We start from the raw sequence: 18,731 nt of genomic DNA, 5'->3' as shown, positions 1-18,731 counted from the left end.
TCAAGACATCAGCCGGTGGCGGACCAGTGTCGCAGACAGGAAGAACGGCAGTATTGTGTAGACACAAAGCACGCCCAGATGCAGCCCCATTCCGCCGACCGGACGTGCAAGCATCGCCGGACGGATCAATTCAACGGAGTGGGCAAGCGGCAGGAACTGTGCAAGGTCTTGAAGCGCGCCGGGCAGTTGGCCCACAGGGAAGACGACACCACTCAGGAACAACATGGGCGTAAGCACAAGCGTCTGGTAGAAAACGAAATAGTCATAACTCGGCGCGATCGCAACGAGTACCATTGCCACGCTCGCGAAAGCGAGGCCAGTCAGAAAAACGACAGGGATCACAGATACGATGCTCGAAAACGCCGCGTAACCGAGCGTCGCCGCAACTACCATCACGGCGGAGCCCGCGAGAAGGGCTTTTGTAGCGGCCCATGCCAATTCGCCAAGAATGACATCGCCAATTGTCAGTTGGGTACAGAGCACGGCTTCCCACATGCGCTGAACTTGCATGCGAGCGAAGGCAGCGTAAATCGTTTCGAAAGTCGCTGAGGTCATGGCGCTTGTCGCAACCATTCCAGCCGCCAGGAATGCAATGTAAGGAGTGCCATCGATGTGACCTATCATTATTCCGACGCCGAAGCCGAGACCGAACAAGTACATCATCGGGTCAGCCAGGTTGCCGAGAAGGGAGATAAGTGCCGCTTTTCTCCACGCCAGATAATTGCGCCGCCATACTGTGCGCCAGTTCCAGGCGTTGCCGGGTAGAGTAATCAAAAACACTTCGCGCATCATTCAATCCTTCATTTCTCGTCCGGTCAGCCGAAGAAAAACGTCCTCCAGGTTCGCGGGACGTTGCACAATACGCAGACCGTTACGCTCACGCAGTCGCGCGCATACATGTTGTGGATCGGCCGTGTAGCAGAAGAGTGCATCACCGCTAACCTCTGTACGCTGCGCAAACGGCATGAGCAGCGCTTTGAGTTCATGTGGGTTGCCGCCGTATATCTCGATAACGTGACTTCCAATCTGCTCCTGGATTAATGCATTAGGTGCACCCTCAGCAATGCTGCGTCCCCCGTCGATTACACATAGCCGATCGCACAATCGCTCTGCCTCTTCCATGAAATGGGTAGTGAGAAGAATTGTTTTGCCGCGTGCGAGTAAACAGCGCAAACGATCCCAGATGAGGTGGCGCGCATGCGGATCTAGCCCGGTTGCCGGTTCGTCCATGACAATAAGTTGCGGATCGTTGATGAGCGCGCGTGCAATGGTTAGGCGGCGCTTCATCCCGCCCGATAACTCTGTGACGCGTGCGTGAGCCCTGTCCTCAAGACGTGCGAAGTGCAGCAAGGATGGAACGACCGCCTCGATTTCGCCTTTGCTCATCCCAAAGTAGCGCCCGAAGAGTTTCAGGTTCTCGCTCACACTAAAACCTGGCTCCAAGTTGTCGAATTGCGGAACGACACCAATGCGCCTCCGCGCCAGGCGTGCCCGCGCTGGCACCGGTTCTCCGAGGACGGTAATCACGCCTGCGTCAGGCAGCGCCATACCCAGCACCATTCGCGTGGTAGTGCTTTTGCCGGCACCATTAGGCCCGAGCAGACCGAAGCACTCGCCGGGCTCTACACGGAAGGACAATCCGTCGACGGCAAGCTTACCGCCATAAGATTTCCTTACGCTGGAGAAGGTGATCGCTGCATTAGACATGGAGCCGGAAATGTATACAGACCACTGTTTAAGGAAGATTCCGTAGCGCGCGCGATGCTACGCATTACTCGCTTTTGGGAACATGGTGCTCGTCGCGGTCTTGGACGGCAGAACTGCGGGAAAGCCAGTCACTGTTGTCCAATGTACATAGAGCGTATGCCTTTACAGGAAGCAGGAGCAAAAGATTTATGAGTGTGTGCACTGAAAATCCGAGAAATCGAAGCTCGCGAGCGCGAATGGCCGCAACGGAGCAACGGACCATCGTCATTGAAGCAATAACGAAGCATGCCTGCCAAGGAGCAGTGGCTGTGAGCGCGATCTGCAGAAAGCCAGAGATCATTGAAATGGCCAGCAGCAGAGAGCCAATGTTCTGCGCTACCACATCAAGAGTTAGGTAGCGGTCAAGACGAGGCAAAAGGCGAAGGGCGAGCAGCGTGTCGCGATAGGTACTGCGCGCCCAGCGCAGTTGCTGGCGCAGGTATGGTCGCAGCCTATCCGGAACCACGGTCGCGGCGACTGCATCTCGAACGTACTCCGTCCGATAGCCCGCCGCGAGCATCAGAATTGTCAGATGGCGGTCTTCGCCGAAATCGCTGCGCTTGCCCCGGAACATTTGCGTTTCGTACTGGTCCAGCAGCAGAAGAAGCGCTGTGCGCCGGTATATTGCACACGGTCCGCAGCAGCACATCACGGCGCCAAAGCGAGCTTGCGCCGCGCGCTCCTCGTTGCACGCAAGCCAGTATTCCATATCGATCAGGCGGGTCAGCCACGTGTCGCTGCGATTGCTGGCTACCAATTGACCCATGGCTGCACCGACCGATGGGTCGCTCATTGTCAGCACGAGTTTCTTTACTGCGTCCGGCGCCAGAGTGGTGTCGGAATCTACGTTAAGTATGAGATCTGAGGTCGAAGAACGTATCGCGGCGATTTGCGCTTTACGCTTTCCCACATTCTGTGGAAGAAGCAGTACCTTGAATCGCGGATCATGCTCGTGCTCCCGATACACCACGTTCAACGCATCGCGGTTGGCGGATCCATCATCGACTACGTGAACCTTGATAGCGCCCGCGTAATCCTGGGCGCCAATCGAGTCGAGACACGCCCGCAGCGTTTCGGGGTTTTCGTTAAAGCACGGGACGATGACGTCGATGTCCGGCAAATACTCTATGTCGAATACCTTGATGCATGCAGGTGGGCCGCCGCTAGTCGGTAGAGTGTGAAGAACCTGCGCGCTTTTATAGATGGCCGAAAGTGACGCGTATAGTAGGACAGATGTCGTGTTGATTGCGGCAGGAATGTTCATCGGGTCAGTGTGCTAGGAGACGTTGGGATTCTCAGTACAGGCCTGCCGTGAGCGATGGCGCGGGAGTCAGGCGCGGTAATACCATCCAGGTTCATGCATGATTCGAGTGGCAATTATTCTCGTGCCTGTAGAGTTGACGTTTCTCCATGGGGCAGGAAAGACGCTGTTGTGGCGTACGAGAGAAATTTCCAGTAATGCACCTCATGGTAGCGAGGTCGCCCAAGACGCTTCCATCGGTATCGGCTGAAAGTCAGATCAGCCAACGCCTGCTTCTGGGTCAGTATTTCCTTAGTTCTATCCATGATCGTCCGCGCGCGGACCACGCGCATACTTGAAGCTGTTGGTGAAACGTCTCTAGGGGAGCATATCGTCCACTTGTCGACCAGCTTGGGGTCAGAGATACTCGTAAAGCGAGATTTTCCGTTGAACTTACGGAAGTGAACCGATGACGAAGCCCCTTTTCTTCAATCCTGGAATCAGGCGTGATAGTGCAATGACAGTCTGCGCGCGCGAAGCATCGCGATGATGCAAGTCGCACTCTTCGGGAGGAGCCCCGTCGTGCAGTAATACGATCGAGCCGGGCAGCACTGATGCCAATACGGAATCGACAATCGCCTCGGCGCCCGGACGGGACCAGTCTCGTGGATCTACCGACCAGTGGAGTGGCATTAGTCCCGATTTCATGGATTCGGCGATAACGTCGTTCGTCCATTTGCCATATGGCGCACGCATATATCGCACCCCTGCCGCTGGACAAGCACGCTGGATAAGCGCGTTCGCTTCTGCTATCTCGTGCCGTATCTGATCTGGCTCACATTTCGACAAATCCCGATGGGAGAGACTGTGATTCGCGACATCGTGGCCTTCGGAAACCATGCGCCGGATAAGTTCCGGATACTCCGCCGCGTAGGCACCGAGTACGCAGAAGGTTGCCGGTACCTGTTGCCGCGCCAGCAGATCTAGTACTTTCGGCGTCCATATCGGGTGCGGTCCGTCGTCAAAGGTAAGGTAAACCTTACGCTCACCGTTACGCTTACGCTCGTTTAGCACTTCCGCAATAAATTGCGGCATTTCCCAATCGCTGAGTCTTCTCATGGTCTTTCACTCATCTTTTGATGAGTCACCGTCTACCCTGGAACCGTCCCCAGTCGCAACGCGAAATGCGGCGTAGCAGATCAATATCTGGGAGTTGATGTCGAGTGTCGTTCAGTAGAACGACATGAATACTCATATTGATGACTTGCATGTCAAGCTGAATTGCCGTAACTTTGCGGTACCTCAATAAATTTGTACAATCGATTGTTTCGATATGTGTCATCCATAACGCGGATAATTAAAGATGCGCTTCAAAGGCCTCGATCTGAATCTTCTCGTCGCGTTGGACGCATTGATGGCGAAGCGTAACGTCACGCTCGCGGCACGCGACATCAATTTGAGTCAGCCTGCCATGAGCGCAGCGGTGTCGCGGTTGCGAGACTATTTTCGCGACGACCTCTTCGTGATGAGAGGCCGAGAATTCGTGCCCACATCACGAGCGATAGAGCTTGCCGGACCGGTGCGGGAGGCTCTATCGCATATCCAGCTTTCCATCATCTCGCGCGACGTTTTCCAGCCGGCCAAGTCGGATCGCCGGTTCAGGGTCTGCCTATCTGATTTCATGACGCTCGTCTATTTCCAGAAGGTCATTAAGCGCGTTGCACGCGAAGCTCCCGCGGTCAGTTTCGAATTGCTTTTCCCAGATGACGAGCCTGGGGATTTGCTGCGGCGTGGCGACGTCGATTTTTTGATTCTGCCCGATCTATTCCTGCCGGATACTCACCCGAAAGCGCCGCTCTTCGACGAGAAGCTTGTGTGTGTCGGCTGTCCTGCCAACAAGCAGTTGTCGGAGCAGCTTCCGCTCGACCGGTATATGTCCATGGGACACGTGACGGTGAGGTTCGGGCGGGCACGCAGGCCTTCGATCGAAGAGTTTTTCCTACTGGATCTCGGTCTCAAACGGCGCGAAGAGGTCGTCGTCCCGACCTTTCACCTCATTCCGTCGGTGCTAACGGGTACCCGTCGCATTGCGACGATCCCTTTGAGGCTCGCTAGGCATCTCGGGGAAGCCTCTCCTCTGCGGATCGCCGAAGTACCGCTTCCGCTATCGACTTTTACTGAGGCTATCCAATGGCCTGCGCTGCATAGCGGTGATCCTGCAAGTATCTGGATGCGCGAGCTATTGCTGGAGGAGGCGCAAAGTCTTGCGTAGCGTGATGTCATGTGTACTGCTATTCGGCGAGCCCACACTCTCTGCCAGCGTGTAGCGGAAATCGCGCAACGTCGCGCGAATTGCCCTGTCGACTTCTTCCTCCGATGCGCCGCGATAGCGGAAGCGTGCGAGGATGTTGCCCGAGCAGCTGGAACCGTTGAATAAGTGACGTCTCGCCGGGAGCACAGCTTCGTAAAGCCCCGGGATAGTGTTCGGCAATTGTGCGTCGACGAATATCTTGCCGACTGGCTCTGGCAGCATCAGGAATCCACCGCGTGTGATCGAGGTTGACGCGATTAACGCCGCCTGCGCCCGTGCGGCGTACCGCGCTTCGTCACCTGATTGGTGAGTGACCCAGAGGTCGAAGAGGTCGACGCCGTACAATTCATGGAAGAGAAAGGGAATTTCCCCGCTGCCGACACGGGCACCGACATCCAGAAAATAGAATCCGTCGCAAGCTCCGATTATCTCGAGATGAAACGGTCCATTGCTCAAGGCGAGCGCTTTCAGGCATGCCGCCGCGAATTCAAGCACCGCATCATTGAGCGGCCCCGGGTCGAGCATCACCGAGCCTAGGGGTTTTCCTTGTGCAAACTGAAGACGGTTGTTGATGTAGCGGGACGCGCGCGCAATTACCCATGTGTCGTCTCGCACGAAACCGTCAACGTGATAGACGGGTCCTTCGATGTACTCCTCGCACTCGTACTCAACCAGCGGTAGTGTCGGCCACAACATATCCAATCGCGCACGGGTGTCGATGCGCGGTACGTCTAGGCCTGCCGCGCCGGTACGTGGCTTTACCATGATCGGAAAGCGCATCACAGGGGACGAATTTGCTTTCGCAAAGGCCACATCTTCCAACGCTGCAACGCGTGGCACACGCAGGCCCGCGGCAGCAACGGTATGCTTCATAGCGGTCTTGTCACGAAAGCGGACGACGGTATCTGGCAGATCGCCAGGGATATTGAACGAATTGCGCAGTCGCGCGGCCTTCAGAAGGTCGAATTCGGACAATGCGATCAGCCTGTCGATGCCGCCGAGCGCCGATTGACAGGAGCTCATGGCCTTATGCAGCGCATCTTCATCAAGGATGTCTGCTAGCTCTTCGACATGCGCGGTTTGAGAGGCGTCGAGCGCAGCCGCGCCGTTCGGCGTGCAGATGTAAGCGACGTTATTCGTCGCGTGATCGATGTAGCGATGGTAAGCTGCAAAGCCGTCGGACCATCGGTTAAGCACGACTATGCGGCTACGCGGGGCGTGTTTGTTGGTTGTCATGAAGGGCAAACCGTTCAGATATCGTTACAGGCGCGGCCGGATCCGAGCGCTCTCAGCGCTTCAGCAAGGCGCAAATCAAGGTCGACCGATCAGGCGCGATGAACAACACATGGCCGACACGGCCGCTCGTCGCGGGACTGAGCCGCCGATTGAGAATGGACCACCACCTCCTGGAAAACTGGTATGGCGCGAACGCGTTCGACGGCGGCCGCGTCGCCTACCGGTGCGAAGAACCGCACGCCGCTGACACACAGGGCAGGTCTTGCATCGACGTCGGGGGCTGGATCAGGATCGCCGAGGTGGCTGCGTATCGCTAATTCCGGCAGAGAGATTGACCTGCTGAGTTCGATGAGCCGATAGGTGCGATCACCTCCGAGGCAGGCCGCGATCTTGATCAGCACCGGACCGTCGCGTGTTATGCGCACTTTGGCGTGGAAAACACCGAGGGTCAGTCCAATCTGCGCCGCGGTGTGCTCGACGTAATTGACGAGCGCGGCTCCTTGGTCCGCGCTCAAAGAGGCTTCGACAAAGTGGCCCAATTTTGCGAAATTCTGCTCTGCGCCCAAAAGATTTTCGGTTACTGCGACGACGCGGGGTCCGTGCTGGCTGCTGACGTAGCCTTCGATGCAGTACTCTGGGCCCTTCAGATACTGTTCAAGGAGCAACACGTTGCCGGCCTTGTGGCCGATATCGACAACGCCGTGATGCATGGCACACTCGACCGCAAGTTGCAACTGGGAAAGAGAATTGACGTACCTCACATGCATGCCGCCGCGGACAGGCTTGAGGACGGCTGGAAAACCTACGTGTAAAGCGGCTGTTATGACGTCGCGACGATGTGCGATGAGGGCGAACTCAGGAACCGCCAGTCCGGCGGCGGCGAGATGCATGCGGCTGCGATATTTATCACGCGTGAGTGCTGCCGCTTCCGGCTGCAAATGGGGAAGACCAAGGAGCGCCGCTGATTCAGCTGCTACGCCGGTTGCGTATTCGCAACCGGGTACGATCGCATCGACGCCGATGGCGCATGCGGCGGCCGCCACGGCGTTCGGCGAGGCAGTGTCCACCATCGTGTACGACACCGCGGCGGCCTGCAGTTCGCGTGACAGGGGGGGCTCATCGCTTTTGGCCGAAAATACGTGGGTGGCCACGCCAAGGCGCACGGCTGAGGCGACCAGTGCGGTCCCGGACGAGCGCGGCTCTATCACGATGATGGCGGTCATTTGATCGCTGCCTGTTCAGTGCCGGTTTCCGGCCGGGGTAGGGTCGCCACACGCAACTCTTCGAAATACTCGTGAATCATTCCGACAAAGTTGTTCAAATAGATTTCTGCTTTCTCCATTCCGCCCCAGCCACCGATCGCGAGCTTCAGAGCGATCCATGTGGAGTCTTCCAAGCTGCGCGATTCGGCGTACTCAATGTGGCTGAGTGTACCCTTTACGTGATCGTGCCCGAATGCGCGCGCGGCTGATTCCGCGATGACCTTGTTGTAGCGGCCCGAATACCATGCCTGCAACCAGTTCAAGAGCATCGTAGGGAGCGGGCCATCGCGGACAATGCTGAGGTAGAGATATCCGATTAGCTTGTCTGTGCTATTGAATGGTCTAATGCTGTCCACGCTTGCTGCGGTCAGGCCGAACCTCTCGAGGTCATGCAGAAGAAGGCATTCTTGCCCATACTCTTGTGCGAGGTGTTGCGCCAGCATCTGCGCGAGCGAGTTGTCCTGGCAGCCTATCTTGTAAAGCGCGAATGCGCCTACCTCGTTGTTGAGCCGGATGCGCAACACGGTTTCGACGAGATGGCGCCGATAGTACTCACTGTCGATCCAGTCGCCGCAGTGGAACGCAGCGGTTTCCGGCGAAATTGCGAGTGCCTGGTCCATGGCATGCTTGGCAAGCTCCTCGAAGCGAACCCGATCGTTGGGTGTATTCATGTGATCTCCAGATAGGATGAGAAGGAGCGAACGCGGCGCGCTGCGTAGCGGGTCAGCGGCGAATAAACCGGAGACACGAACTGCTCGTGGCACGAAGCAATGGTGGCTCGCTAGCTTTGCGAAAGTCCCCACGCTTGGCCTCGAAGCAGCGCACCGGACGCCGTGCAACGAGAGGGCGTTGAAGGCCGACCGCTCTCGGGTGGCCCCAAATTGGGTCGCTCTTTGCAGAGCGGTCTGCTTTGGCAAACGCCATCGCATCGAAATGATTGCTGTCAACCGACAACTGACCCAATCGTTTCCTTAAACACAGCGAATGCTTTTTGTAACAGGTATCTAGGCTCCATTCCCATTCGTTTTTTGCTCACCCATGCTCTCGACTTGGGCGACGGAAGGATACTAACTGCAGCGGTATGCGTGGTATAAGCTGATAATGTTTATGTTTGCATGAGGGAAATTGATGATTCGCGATCTCGACAGCACACTACTGCGTACGTTCGTGACGGTAGTGGAAGCCGGCAGTGTGAGCAATGCTGCCATGGAGCTGCATCGTACACAGGCTGCCGTCAGCATGGCCCTCCGGCGGCTCGAAGACGAAGTCGGCCAGCGCCTCCTTGAGCGTTCACCGCGCGGCGTGAAGCCGACCTCTGCGGGCAATGTTCTGTTGCCGTATGCACACAAGCTGCTCGAAATTGGCCTTGCGGCGCGTTCCGCTCTTACTTCGGGTGAAGTTGCGGGTACCGTGAAAATTGGACTTCCCGAGGACATCGCGATGAGTCACCTCCGCCATGCACTGCGGCAATTTTCGACATTGTTTCCTGATGTAGCCCTGGAGATCGTCGTTGATGCGAGTCCGGCCTTATCGCAGCGGCTCATGAGCAACACACTCGATTTCGCGATTGGTGATCCAGCCCAGATCCCCGCGGAACCGCTCGTCACCTGGCGACATCCCCTTCGCTGGGCGGCTGCGCGCACGCGCAATGATGATCTCGGAGACGGTCCGCTGTCGATTGTTGCATTCGGCGGTGCATGCAGGTGGCAGGAGAGCTATTTTGCCACGTTGCTTGAAGCAGGTATCGCTTGGCGCGTGGCCTGCAAAAGCACGAGCCTCTCTGCGGTTCAGTCAGCCGTTGAAGCTGGGCTCGGCGTTGCGCTACTTCTGGATTGGCAGGTGCGCCGCGATACGATGCGTGCGATCGATCCCAGCGCAGTAGGGTTGCCGCTGCCGCCGGTGGCGGAATTCGGTCTCTTTAGTCCTGGGCGATTAGAAGACCGCTCGTCTGCGGCCAACGCACTTCAGCGTTTTCTCTTCCGTTCGCTGCAATTGAGTACTCTTGGAGACGGTGTACACGACGGAGCGTCATCAGGCTTGCCACTGCGTGCTTCAAACTAATGAGCCCCTGAGGTAAAACGCGTCGAAGGGCCGAACTTCGGCGCGCCAAATGGAGGTTCAGACGATAACGTCCTGTCTTTTGAATCCAGCATCAACGCTACGTGAAGCGCGTTCTCTAATTCACGCGCAGTTATGCTATTTCCCCACAAATCAAGTGCGACTCATGCATTTAAACATAGACTGCCGCACAAATCTAAATTTGTCGTAAAACCAACGCTTTCTTTCGGTAGTATCCCATCTGCGCACAAAGATACCTCGTGTTTTTGTCGTATTTCTGACACCGCGACTCCGATTGTCGCGTCTCTGTCTGTTTTGTCGGCTTTCGTGCCCGTTGCGATAAGAATTCACCGTGGCTTGCGCAAATGTAGCGCCGCCATTCATTGTGTTGGGACCCGGGTCCCGCGGCGCTAACGTGCAATTTCCGGAGTTCAGATCTATGTCGCAGCTCGATGTCAATGAGAGTCATCTCAATTTTGATGTGGTCTACAAAGTAGTAAAGACGTTGACCTCGTCACGAGATACCGAAAGGACGTTGGAGAGATCTTTGCATTACCTCTCATATGCGTGTGGATGGCGCTCCGCGTTTATTGCGGTCACTGAGCCAGACGGCCATCTGGGCGGCCTGTGTGGCACGGGGTTGTCAGCGGGCTGGCGTGAACGTCTGCGTTTCTTGCCCAATGACGGGGTATTGGGGCGAATACACACAAACGACTCAGCCGTCGTGGTGGCGAGACTGCGTGATGAACCACTCTTCGTGGACAGCATCGATATCTTCGACGGATTGGAAGGTGAGCATGTGGCACTGCTCGGGGCGCCGATCAGGTATGAAGGGCGGCCGCTCGGCGTACTTGTTGCGTTCTGCGAGAACACGGACGGACAGCGCGCCTTTGCGAGCGACCTCCAACTCATGAAGGTCGTCGCGGCGCCGATGGGCCAGGCACTTCTGCTTGATCGTGCGTCGGGACAGATGGACCAAACCGCGCGACAGGAGATGAGACGAGCGGTCAACGCAGACCAGACTTCGTCTCGTATCGACAATGTGCTCGGAGAATCTGCCGCCATGCAACGCGTCTTTTCGCAAGTTCATCAAGTAGCGCCAGCGCGGACGACGGTGCTTTTGCGCGGCGAGAGCGGAACTGGAAAGGAGCTGATCGCGCGCGCGATTTATGGGTTATCGCCCCGCAAGGGCCGGCCGTTCATATCGGTGAACTGTGCGGCGCTCACTGAAACACTGCTAGAAAGCGAATTATTCGGCCATGAGAAGGGAGCGTTTACCGGTGCGCAATATCAACGCAAAGGGCGTTTTGAACTGGCGCACGGTGGGACACTTTTCCTCGACGAGATCGGCGACATCTCGCCTTCGTTCCAAGCCAAATTGTTGCGAGTTTTGCAGGAACGAGAGTTCGAGCGGGTGGGTGGCACCACCCCGGTAAGAGTCGACGTGAGGCTGATCGTTGCCACGAACCGCAACCTCGAACAAATGGTGAAGGCGGGGGAATTTCGTGCGGATCTCTACTACCGCATCAACGTCGTTAGTATCCTTTTGCCGCCGTTGCGCGAACGCCGTGAGGACATTCCGGCAATGGCGCAGCACTTTTTGGATCGCTTTAACCGCGACAATCGTCGATCTTTGCATTTCAATGAACAAGCGTTTCGGGTTCTTTCCAGCTGCTACTGGCCTGGCAATGTGCGCGAGCTGGAAAATTGCGTTGAGCGTACCGCGACCATGGCGGATCACGACACGATAGATCGATTTTCCTTTCTGTGTGAGAGAGGCCGGTGCCTCACCAAAGAGCTACATTACATCGAACGAGAAGACGCTGTGCGTGCTGCCCGCACGTTGGACGCTACAAACAGTGAAGTGCCGAATGCCCTGGCGAGCGTAAGTGCCGGTGATTGGAATGGGCGTAGCTTCGATACGCCAAGCGGTAGCGACATGCCGGGCAGCGAGCGGGAACAGCTTGTGTGGGCAATGGAGCGCTGTGGATGGGTGCAAGCGAAGGCCGCACGACTCCTACATATCACGCCGCGGCAGATCGGCTACGCACTGCGTAAGCACGGGATCAAGCTGCGCCGCTTCTGAAGGCAGCGGCGGTTGCGCGGATGCATTTGGAGAGACTGGGCGAGAAGGCTACCGGCAGGCTCTCGCGTGTCGCAACATTGTAGTGATTGGTTCAACTCCTTCAACGCAGGTAACAAGGACGACAAATCCGGCTTCGGCATAGCGTCACTATGACTGTTAGCTTGGGCTACGATGGTGGTACGCAATTTGCCTGTAGTCGTGGACTTCTATTGTCAGGACTCTACGATGTGGCTAAAGACGAGCGCTGTCGAGATCTTCAACGAACCGGGTTGCGCAAAGAACCTCGCGAAGAGCGAAAAGGAGCGCAAGCAAGGCTGTTCGAAGCAGGTTTCGCCGGGGGCGGCCGCTGGCGGATGCGCATTCGACGGCGCGCGGATCGCATTGCAGCCCGTGGTCGACGTTGCACACTTGGTGCACGGGCCTATTGCATGTGAAGGAAACTCTTGGGACAACCGCCATTCGGCATCGTCTGGGCCGACTCTCTACCGCACCGCGTTCACAACCGATATCAATGAACTCGATGTAATTTACGGCGGTGAGAGGCGGCTTTTCAGGAGTCTGCGTGAAATTTTCGAAAAGTACGATCCGCCTGCCGTGTTCGTCTATCAGACGTGCGTGACCGCATTGATCGGCGATGATATAGACGCCGTATGCAGGCACGCGTCGGCAAAGTTCGGTAAGCCCATCATACCGGTGAATGCGCCCGGCTTCGCAGGATCCAAAAACTTCGGCAACAAGCTCGCAGGGGAGACGATCCTCGATTACGTCATCGGCACGCGCGAGCCGGCGTACAAGACACCATTCGATATTAATCTTATCGGTGAATATAACCTCTCGGGCGAGTTGTGGCAGATAAAGCCGTTGTTCGAGGCGCTCGGCATCCGGCTCCTGTCCTGCATCTCGGGAGACGGCCGCTACAGCGAGATCGCGAGCGCACACCGCGCGAAGGTCAACCTGGTGGTGTGCTCCAAGTCCATGCTCAACGTTGCGACAAAAATGCAGAAGCGCTACGGTATTCCATACCTCGAGGGTTCATTCTACGGAATTGGCGACACGAGCGACACGCTGCGCGGGGTCGCGAGGCTACTGGTGGAGCAGGGTGCGCCGGACGATCTTATCGTGCGCACCGAGCACCTTGTCAAGGCAGAAGAGGCGCGCGTATGGGGGCGCGTTGCCCCGTACAGGCAGCGGCTCGATGGCAAACGTGTGCTGCTCATCACGGGCGGCGTGAAGTCATGGTCAGTGGTCGCGGCGCTGCAGGAGGCCGGGCTCGAGATCGTCGGCACTAGTGTGAAGAAAAGTACGGATGGGGATAAGGAAAGAATCAAGGAGATCATGGGCAATGACACGCGCATGGTCGACAATTTGACGGCGCGCGAGATGTACAACATGCTCCGGGATGCGAAGGCGGACATCATGCTGTCTGGCGGGCGCTCGCAGTTTGTCGCGCTTAAGGCGCGCATGCCCTGGCTCGACGTGAATCAGGAGCGACACCATCCGTACGCTGGCTACGAGGGCATTGTTAAATTGGTGCAGGAGATCGACCGCGCAATCCAGAACCCAGTCTGGCAGCAGGTGCGTATTCCTGCGCCGTGGGACGACGAAGAGGTAGTGCATCGCGAGGGGATTCTTAAGTCTTCCACGCACATCAATCCGATTCCGCGGGGCGCAGACGGTGAGGCATACGATTGGAACCTCCGCGCGGCGGTATCGAGTTGAGTTTCGGAGTGGAGCACATATCATGGCGATAGTCGTCGAGTCAGAAAAAGCCTGTACCGTTAATCCCCTAAGAATGAGTCAACCGCTCGGCGCGACGTATGCAGCCATGGGGCTTGATGCATGCATGCCGGTAATGCACGGCTCGCAGGGCTGTACGTCGTTCGCGCTCGTACTACTGGTGCGCCATTTCAAAGAAGCCATTCCGCTGCAAACAACGGCGATGAGCGAGGTCACCACGATTCTCGGCGGATACGAGAACGTAGAGACAGCGCTGCTGAACATTCGCAAGCGCGCGGCGCCTAAGATCATTGTGCTCTGCACGACTGGCCTGACTGAGACGAACGGCGAAGATGTGGAGGGGCACCTTGCGATGGTGCGAAAACGCAAGCGCGAACTGGACGATACTGAACTCATCCTCGTATCGACACCGGACTATATTGGTGCCTTTGAGGACGGCTTCAGGCGCGCGGTGACCGCGATCGTCGAGACACTGGTGAAGCCGTTGCCGACGATACCTCAGCAGATCAATCTGGTGCCGGGCAGTCATCTATCGCCTGGTGACATCGACGAGCTTCGGGAGATTATTTGCGCATTCGGGCTGGAGCCGATTGTGCTTCCAGATGTTTCCGGCTCCCTCGACGGCCACCTTGATTCTGCGTGGCGTGGGACGACGCTGGGCGGAACGACGATTGATCAGATCCGTGCGGCGGGGGCGTCGTCATTCACAATTGGCGTTGGTGAGCAAACGCGCGACGCCGCCGAGACGCTCGAAGCAATTGCCGGCGTGCCGTTCGAGATCCTCGAGCGGCTAACGGGGCTGGAGCCGAACGACCGGTTCTTGCAACGTCTTGCACAACTTTCGGGGCGTGCAGTCCCGGCCCGGTATCGCCGGCAGCGCAGCCAACTACTGGATGCGATGCTCGACAGCCATTTTTACACGGGTGGTCTAAAAGTGGCGATTGGTGCGGAGCCGGACATGCTGCTTTCGATCGGTTCGCTGCTCCGTGAAATGGGTGCGGAACTATCTGTTTGCATCAGTACCACTGCTTCGGCATCGCATGCGCTGTTGCCGGCAAGCGAAGTCATATTGGGGGACTTGGAGGACATGGAACGAGGCGCGAGTAACTGCGACCTGCTGATCACGCATTCGCACGGCAGGCAGATGGCCGGTCGCCTCGGAAAGCCGCTGATGCGCGCGGGCTTTCCGGTGTTTGACCGCGTCGGCAACGCCCATCGTTGCCAGATAGGTTATCGCGGCACAATGAATCTTATTTTCGAGATTGCCAATCTTATGTTCGAGAGGATCTCGCAACCTCATCCCGGCGACTGGAAACTGCCGCAATCATCGGGCGGCCTTGATGTTTCGGTTCAGGGTTAGGTTTAAGAGAAGGGTGTTACATGCCGTAACTTGAACTTGATGAGGAGACCAGCGCATGAAGATCGCCTTTGCGACACAGGACAAAGTGCACGTCGACGCTCATTTTGGCTGGGCGAAAGGCATTGCGGTATACGACGTGACGACGGAAGGACATTCACTTTTACAGATTTTTGATTTCGGCGACAAGCTGATGCAGGACGGTGATGATGAGAAACTTGCGCCGAAGCTCGAAGTGATCCGCGACTGCGCGATCTTGTATGTCGCGGCCATAGGCGGTACGGCGGCTGCGCGCGTAGTAGCGCTTAAGGTCCATCCAGTGAAGGTGCCGCAGCCATTGCCGATCGAAGAGATTCTAATCAAGCTGAGCAGGGTTCTGAAAGGCACGCCGCCTCCGTGGTTGCGCAAGAAGCTCACCAGGGAACGTGGCACATCGTACGATTTTGCGGGGGATGACGAGTTGCCCCTGGCTAAAACCGATCTCCCTAGTATGACGGTTCTTGTTGCCAGTGACGCCTGTAGTGCGTCGTCCGATAAGGAGGACATGATGTGCAACGACTCGCGGGAACTTAAGACGCGCCTGAAAAAACTCAACGCGTTGGCCACGCAGGCCAAGATGGATCTGCATGATCTGTCAGAAGATCTACCAACGGGTTGGGAGCAGATAATGGTAGTCGCGCAACGCTGTCACGACGCGCATGCGGCGTTGATGCAGGCACGTCAGACCGCAGTTTCGGCTTCCGATTAAACTCCGGACCTTCAAATGAGCCATCCTTTTAGTGTGATACTCCCAAGCGGAGAGGCTTGGATACCTCACTTTGTTGATTCACTCGACGAACAAAAGTGCATCGGTTGCGGGCGATGCTTCCGGGTTTGTTCTCGCGGCGTACTTCAGCTGTTAGGCATCGATGAAGCTGGCGATCATGTTCCACTGGATGATGACGATGAAGAGGAGGACGAGCATGAAAAGAAGGTCATGACAATTGCGCATCGAGGTCTCTGCGTTGGCTGCACGGCATGTGCGAAGATATGCCCGAAAGGGTGCTACACACATGCTGCGGCCCAAGTGTGAGCAAGCGAGAATTCCTATGGATTACTACGCGGTGTTAATGCGCCATGCGGAAAGCCCGGACGACTTGACGGTGCTTGCGGTCGCCGGTGTGCTCGCGGCGGCGCTCGACGAAGGCGGTACGGAAAGATTGCCTATCCCCGGACTGGATGCAGCGGAGACACACTGGATGCTTGCTCGCTGGTTCCCTGATGCCGAGAGTTCTCTGGGTCTTTACTTTGGCGCGTCGGCTGCAGATTCACAGCTAGGACCGTCTTATGACGACATCGATCTTGTAATGTTGTTAAAGACACACGCCAATCCGGGGGCAGGCACAACGACCGAGATCAATTGCATTTCTCACGCGCTGGTCTACGCTTGCGCAGGCAAAAAACATCTGTGGCAGGAGTTGCGCCTTTCTTCGCGCGGCGAATTGTCGGCGCTTCTCGAGTACTGGTTTCCGGCGCTTGCTGAAAAGAACGTTCACGGCATGAGGTGGAAGAAGTTTCTCTACAAGGAACTTTGCGGGACCGAGGCGTTGAACGTCTGCCGGGCCTCAAGCTGCGGGGAATGTGCGGAATATTCCAGTTGCTTTGGGCCGGAATGAATGTGCGGATCAGTGGCGACTCCGATTGACGTAGGTATATTTGATTCGTTTCCCTGTCGGTTGCAGGAAGAATCGCGTAATGTATGTGATTTGGTGGGCAGTACGGAGAGTGATATGAAACGAAGACCATTAGGGATATTAACGTTGACCGACGGGGGCAGTTATGAAGAAGCTAAAGAGGGTGCTGTGTGGTGCTCTGATGGTCGCTGCGCTGGTCGGGGCGGCGGTGTTGGCTGCTGCTTCGGATAAGGAATGCACGTGGCAGAATGCGGAAAACCCTTTAGAGAGTTTTACCCTCCAATGGTGGCCCGGCGGGGGGGAGGAGTTCACGCGGCGGAGCGAATGGACTGAGTATTGAGCTTCACCAATGCTGACGGGTGAAGCCTATGCCAGTTGGTGTCGATATCGCAAAAAAAATCTTTCAGGTACACCACGTGGACGAAGAGACCGGCGAAATCGTCAACAAGCCGATCAAACGGGCGGAGTTTCTCGCGTACTTCGCAAACCGCGCAATCGAGCAGATGAAGAAGCGCCGGCCACTGAACGTCGTGATCGTTGCACTGGCGGACAAGATGGCCCGTACCATTTGGGCCATCCTCGCACATGGTTGTTCCTATCGGAGTGGATATGTGAGCGCCAGGCCAGTTTGAGCGATTTTCGAACGCACATGAAATCAGCTCTGTAGTCGGAGGATGGGACGTCAAAAGGTTGCGCTGGCACTTGAGAGTGATGGCAAAACATGTCGGACCGGGACTCGCCAAACCTGAATGTCCTTTCGGGCTAAAAGCCCGCGACGAAAATGAGGCGCGAGTCAGCGGAATCCATAGGGGCCCGCAGTGAAACACTAGCTGCAAAGGCCAGATATAAAGCTGCAGCCGTTCCTGTTACGTCAGAACACTCAAAGCCCTTCGCAAAAGGGCGGCGTCCATATAAAGGACATGGCCAAGCCAATACTCGACGACGAACTGTGGGCACTCATCGAACCGCTGCTGCCCCCTCTCAAACCACGGCGAACCCGTTATCCGGGGCGCAAGCCGCTCGACAATCGTGCGGTGCTCACCGGCATTCTCTTCGTCTTACAGACAGGCCTGCGTTGGGACCTGCTACCTCGAGAGATGGGGTGCGGCAGCGGCATGCGTTGCTGGCGGCGCCTACGTGACTGGCAAGCCGCTGGCGTGTTGGAGCATTTGCACGAGGTGCTGCTTGGGCGATTGCGCGCAGCCGAGCAAATCGACTGGCCTCGCATCATCGTCGATTCCTGTTCAATCCGCGCTGTGGGCTCAGGTCAAAAACAGGACCAAATCCCACAGACCGCGCGCGACCCGGTTCAAAGCACCATCCCATCACCGAAGCGCAGGGTATCCCGCTCGCGGTGATTCTGACCGTCGCGAACCGCAATGACGTCACTCAACTTCAAGCGCTGGTCGAGGCATTTCCGGCCAAGCATGGCAGACCATATCAAAGCCTCGGTTCGTTCAGGGCGACAGAGGCTACGACCACGACAAATATCGACGTCCACTGCATGCTGCCGGCATTGCAACCGAAATCGCTCGACGTGGTCTGCCTACATAGTAGTGGGCTAGGCAAAACACGCTGGGTTGTTGAGCGGACCATCTCGCGGCTTCACAACTTCCGCCGACCGCGCATCCGCTTCGAACAGCTCGCTTCCATCCACAAGGCTTTCCGCTGCTGCATCATATGTTGGCGACACCAGCAAAAGTCATTCTGTTAACACCTCTTATTGCGCCAACGGCGGATGGAATACCGGTGGCCGTGATCACCTATTTCGGCTTTTCCTTAAGTTCCCTAACCTAACCGCCCTTGCCAACGTAAGCTCGCTTTTGGCACAAATCGCGACTCATAAATGTGCTTGATGCATCCAAAAAAAATAGCGACTTATACGGAACGAACCCGCGCTGTTACGATTCGTACATCGTTGCCACGGGGCTAGGTGCGAGCGCGGAGTTGGACGCCGTCCAAGCGAATTGCATTGCCACAGGGTTTGCGCTGGTCGCACACGGCGATCTGTCGAATCCAGCTGCG

Annotated in this window: 15 protein-coding genes and 4 pseudogenes; 12 read left to right on the top strand and 7 right to left on the bottom strand. The window is 56.8% G+C overall.

The genetic code is table 11. The features are described 5' to 3' along the window. The 4 genes from AB4Y43_RS32790 to nodB all read right to left on the bottom strand — a co-directional run bounded on the left by AB4Y43_RS32790 (nucleotide 1) and on the right by nodB (nucleotide 4,105). Complete coding sequence (locus AB4Y43_RS32790; protein WP_305120853.1) at nucleotides 1–792, bottom strand: ABC transporter permease; 792 nt, start codon at nucleotides 790–792, stop codon at nucleotides 1–3. Next, nucleotides 793–1,707, bottom strand: coding sequence for a nodulation factor ABC transporter ATP-binding protein NodI (gene nodI / locus AB4Y43_RS32785; RefSeq protein WP_368619617.1), 915 nt, complete (start codon nucleotides 1,705–1,707; stop codon nucleotides 793–795). 64 nt (nucleotides 1,708–1,771) lie between these two features. Continuing rightward, nucleotides 1,772–3,010, bottom strand: coding sequence for a chitooligosaccharide synthase NodC (gene nodC / locus AB4Y43_RS32780; protein ID WP_083245589.1), 1,239 nt, complete (start codon nucleotides 3,008–3,010; stop codon nucleotides 1,772–1,774). 429 nt (nucleotides 3,011–3,439) lie between these two features. Further along, nucleotides 3,440–4,105: a chitooligosaccharide deacetylase NodB gene (nodB, locus tag AB4Y43_RS32775; RefSeq protein WP_083245590.1), complete on the bottom strand. Its 666-nt coding sequence runs from the start codon at nucleotides 4,103–4,105 to the stop codon at nucleotides 3,440–3,442. Nucleotides 4,106–4,349: 244 nt separating this feature from the next. Between nodB and AB4Y43_RS32770 the strand changes: the two genes are divergently transcribed. Beyond that, on the top strand, nucleotides 4,350–5,258 hold the full coding sequence (locus tag AB4Y43_RS32770) for a LysR family transcriptional regulator (RefSeq protein WP_069268331.1): 909 nt from the start codon (nucleotides 4,350–4,352) through the stop codon (nucleotides 5,256–5,258). Here the strand turns inward: AB4Y43_RS32770 and AB4Y43_RS32765 are convergent. From AB4Y43_RS32765 to AB4Y43_RS32755, 3 genes are all read right to left on the bottom strand, one after another. Continuing rightward, nucleotides 5,226–6,533 carry an acetyl-CoA carboxylase biotin carboxylase subunit family protein gene (locus AB4Y43_RS32765; RefSeq protein ID WP_069268332.1) on the bottom strand — a complete coding sequence of 436 codons (1,308 nt, stop codon included), beginning with the start codon at nucleotides 6,531–6,533 and terminating at the stop codon, nucleotides 5,226–5,228. The genes AB4Y43_RS32770 and AB4Y43_RS32765 overlap by 33 nt on opposite strands. Before the next feature lie 89 nt (nucleotides 6,534–6,622). Further along, a complete protein-coding gene (locus AB4Y43_RS32760) occupies nucleotides 6,623–7,756 on the bottom strand; it encodes an acetyl-CoA carboxylase biotin carboxylase subunit family protein (RefSeq protein WP_256095001.1) in 1,134 nt (377 codons plus the stop codon). After that, a complete protein-coding gene (locus AB4Y43_RS32755) occupies nucleotides 7,753–8,466 on the bottom strand; it encodes a hypothetical protein (protein WP_342950207.1) in 714 nt (237 codons plus the stop codon). The genes AB4Y43_RS32760 and AB4Y43_RS32755 overlap by 4 nt, the downstream gene beginning before the upstream one ends. Before the next feature lie 457 nt (nucleotides 8,467–8,923). Here AB4Y43_RS32755 and AB4Y43_RS32750 point away from each other — a divergent pair, with 457 nt between their 5' ends. The 11 genes and pseudogenes from AB4Y43_RS32750 (at nucleotide 8,924) to AB4Y43_RS32700 (ending at nucleotide 18,420) form a co-directional block, all read left to right on the top strand. Beyond that, entirely contained in the window at nucleotides 8,924–9,856 is a 933-nt protein-coding gene (locus AB4Y43_RS32750; protein WP_069268336.1) for a LysR family transcriptional regulator, read from the top strand. A 436-nt stretch (nucleotides 9,857–10,292) separates the two neighbouring features. Beyond that, nucleotides 10,293–11,939, top strand: a complete 1,647-nt coding sequence (gene nifA / locus AB4Y43_RS32745; protein ID WP_368619615.1) for a nif-specific transcriptional activator NifA — start codon at nucleotides 10,293–10,295, stop codon at nucleotides 11,937–11,939. A gap of 225 nt (nucleotides 11,940–12,164) precedes the next feature. Beyond that, nucleotides 12,165–13,658 carry a nitrogenase iron-molybdenum cofactor biosynthesis protein NifE gene (gene nifE / locus AB4Y43_RS32740; protein ID WP_069268338.1) on the top strand — a complete coding sequence of 498 codons (1,494 nt, stop codon included), beginning with the start codon at nucleotides 12,165–12,167 and terminating at the stop codon, nucleotides 13,656–13,658. Between the two features lie 22 nt (nucleotides 13,659–13,680). After that, nucleotides 13,681–15,036 carry a nitrogenase iron-molybdenum cofactor biosynthesis protein NifN gene (gene nifN, locus AB4Y43_RS32735; RefSeq protein WP_368729677.1) on the top strand — a complete coding sequence of 452 codons (1,356 nt, stop codon included), beginning with the start codon at nucleotides 13,681–13,683 and terminating at the stop codon, nucleotides 15,034–15,036. A gap of 55 nt (nucleotides 15,037–15,091) precedes the next feature. Beyond that, nucleotides 15,092–15,496 (top strand): annotated as a pseudogene (nifX, locus tag AB4Y43_RS32730) (nitrogen fixation protein NifX); the annotation flags it as partial. A gap of 84 nt (nucleotides 15,497–15,580) precedes the next feature. Further along, on the top strand, nucleotides 15,581–15,781 hold the full coding sequence (locus tag AB4Y43_RS32725; protein ID WP_069268349.1) for a CCE_0567 family metalloprotein: 201 nt from the start codon (nucleotides 15,581–15,583) through the stop codon (nucleotides 15,779–15,781). A gap of 15 nt (nucleotides 15,782–15,796) precedes the next feature. Continuing rightward, nucleotides 15,797–16,105 carry a ferredoxin III, nif-specific gene (gene fdxB / locus AB4Y43_RS32720; protein ID WP_083245591.1) on the top strand — a complete coding sequence of 103 codons (309 nt, stop codon included), beginning with the start codon at nucleotides 15,797–15,799 and terminating at the stop codon, nucleotides 16,103–16,105. Between the two features lie 16 nt (nucleotides 16,106–16,121). Beyond that, complete coding sequence (locus AB4Y43_RS32715; protein ID WP_069268350.1) at nucleotides 16,122–16,688, top strand: nitrogen fixation protein NifQ; 567 nt, start codon at nucleotides 16,122–16,124, stop codon at nucleotides 16,686–16,688. A gap of 386 nt (nucleotides 16,689–17,074) precedes the next feature. Then, a pseudogene (locus AB4Y43_RS32710) lies at nucleotides 17,075–17,200 on the top strand (IS110 family transposase); the annotation flags it as partial. Next, nucleotides 17,201–17,338: pseudogene (locus tag AB4Y43_RS32705) on the top strand (IS110 family transposase); the annotation flags it as partial. 288 nt (nucleotides 17,339–17,626) lie between these two features. After that, nucleotides 17,627–18,420: pseudogene (locus AB4Y43_RS32700) on the top strand (IS5 family transposase). Nucleotides 18,421–18,731: the final 311 nt, after the last annotated feature.

It is taken from the genome of Paraburkholderia sp. BR10872 (assembly GCF_040965835.1).
Taxonomy (GTDB): domain Bacteria; phylum Pseudomonadota; class Gammaproteobacteria; order Burkholderiales; family Burkholderiaceae; genus Paraburkholderia; species Paraburkholderia nodosa_A.
This window is presented reverse-complemented; position numbering and strand designations above follow the sequence as displayed.

Excerpts from the sequence above, each read along its gene's own strand:
- AB4Y43_RS32715 (WP_069268350.1), top strand. The coding sequence starts at position 16,122 with ATGGATTACTACGCGGTGTTAATGCGCCATGCGGAAAGCCCGGACGAC.
- nodB (WP_083245590.1), bottom strand. The coding sequence starts at position 4,105 with ATGAGAAGACTCAGCGATTGGGAAATGCCGCAATTTATTGCGGAAGTG.
- nodI (WP_368619617.1), bottom strand. The coding sequence starts at position 1,707 with ATGTCTAATGCAGCGATCACCTTCTCCAGCGTAAGGAAATCTTATGGC.
- AB4Y43_RS32790 (WP_305120853.1), bottom strand. The coding sequence starts at position 792 with ATGATGCGCGAAGTGTTTTTGATTACTCTACCCGGCAACGCCTGGAAC.
- AB4Y43_RS32755 (WP_342950207.1), bottom strand. The coding sequence starts at position 8,466 with ATGAATACACCCAACGATCGGGTTCGCTTCGAGGAGCTTGCCAAGCAT.
- AB4Y43_RS32765 (WP_069268332.1), bottom strand. The coding sequence starts at position 6,533 with ATGACAACCAACAAACACGCCCCGCGTAGCCGCATAGTCGTGCTTAAC.
- AB4Y43_RS32760 (WP_256095001.1), bottom strand. The coding sequence starts at position 7,756 with ATGACCGCCATCATCGTGATAGAGCCGCGCTCGTCCGGGACCGCACTG.
- fdxB (WP_083245591.1), top strand. The coding sequence starts at position 15,797 with ATGAGCCATCCTTTTAGTGTGATACTCCCAAGCGGAGAGGCTTGGATA.
- AB4Y43_RS32770 (WP_069268331.1), top strand. The coding sequence starts at position 4,350 with ATGCGCTTCAAAGGCCTCGATCTGAATCTTCTCGTCGCGTTGGACGCA.
- nifN (WP_368729677.1), top strand. The coding sequence starts at position 13,681 with ATGGCGATAGTCGTCGAGTCAGAAAAAGCCTGTACCGTTAATCCCCTA.
- nifE (WP_069268338.1), top strand. The coding sequence starts at position 12,165 with ATGTGGCTAAAGACGAGCGCTGTCGAGATCTTCAACGAACCGGGTTGC.
- nifA (WP_368619615.1), top strand. The coding sequence starts at position 10,293 with ATGTCGCAGCTCGATGTCAATGAGAGTCATCTCAATTTTGATGTGGTC.
- AB4Y43_RS32750 (WP_069268336.1), top strand. The coding sequence starts at position 8,924 with ATGATTCGCGATCTCGACAGCACACTACTGCGTACGTTCGTGACGGTA.
- AB4Y43_RS32725 (WP_069268349.1), top strand. The coding sequence starts at position 15,581 with ATGTGCAACGACTCGCGGGAACTTAAGACGCGCCTGAAAAAACTCAAC.
- nodC (WP_083245589.1), bottom strand. The coding sequence starts at position 3,010 with ATGAACATTCCTGCCGCAATCAACACGACATCTGTCCTACTATACGCG.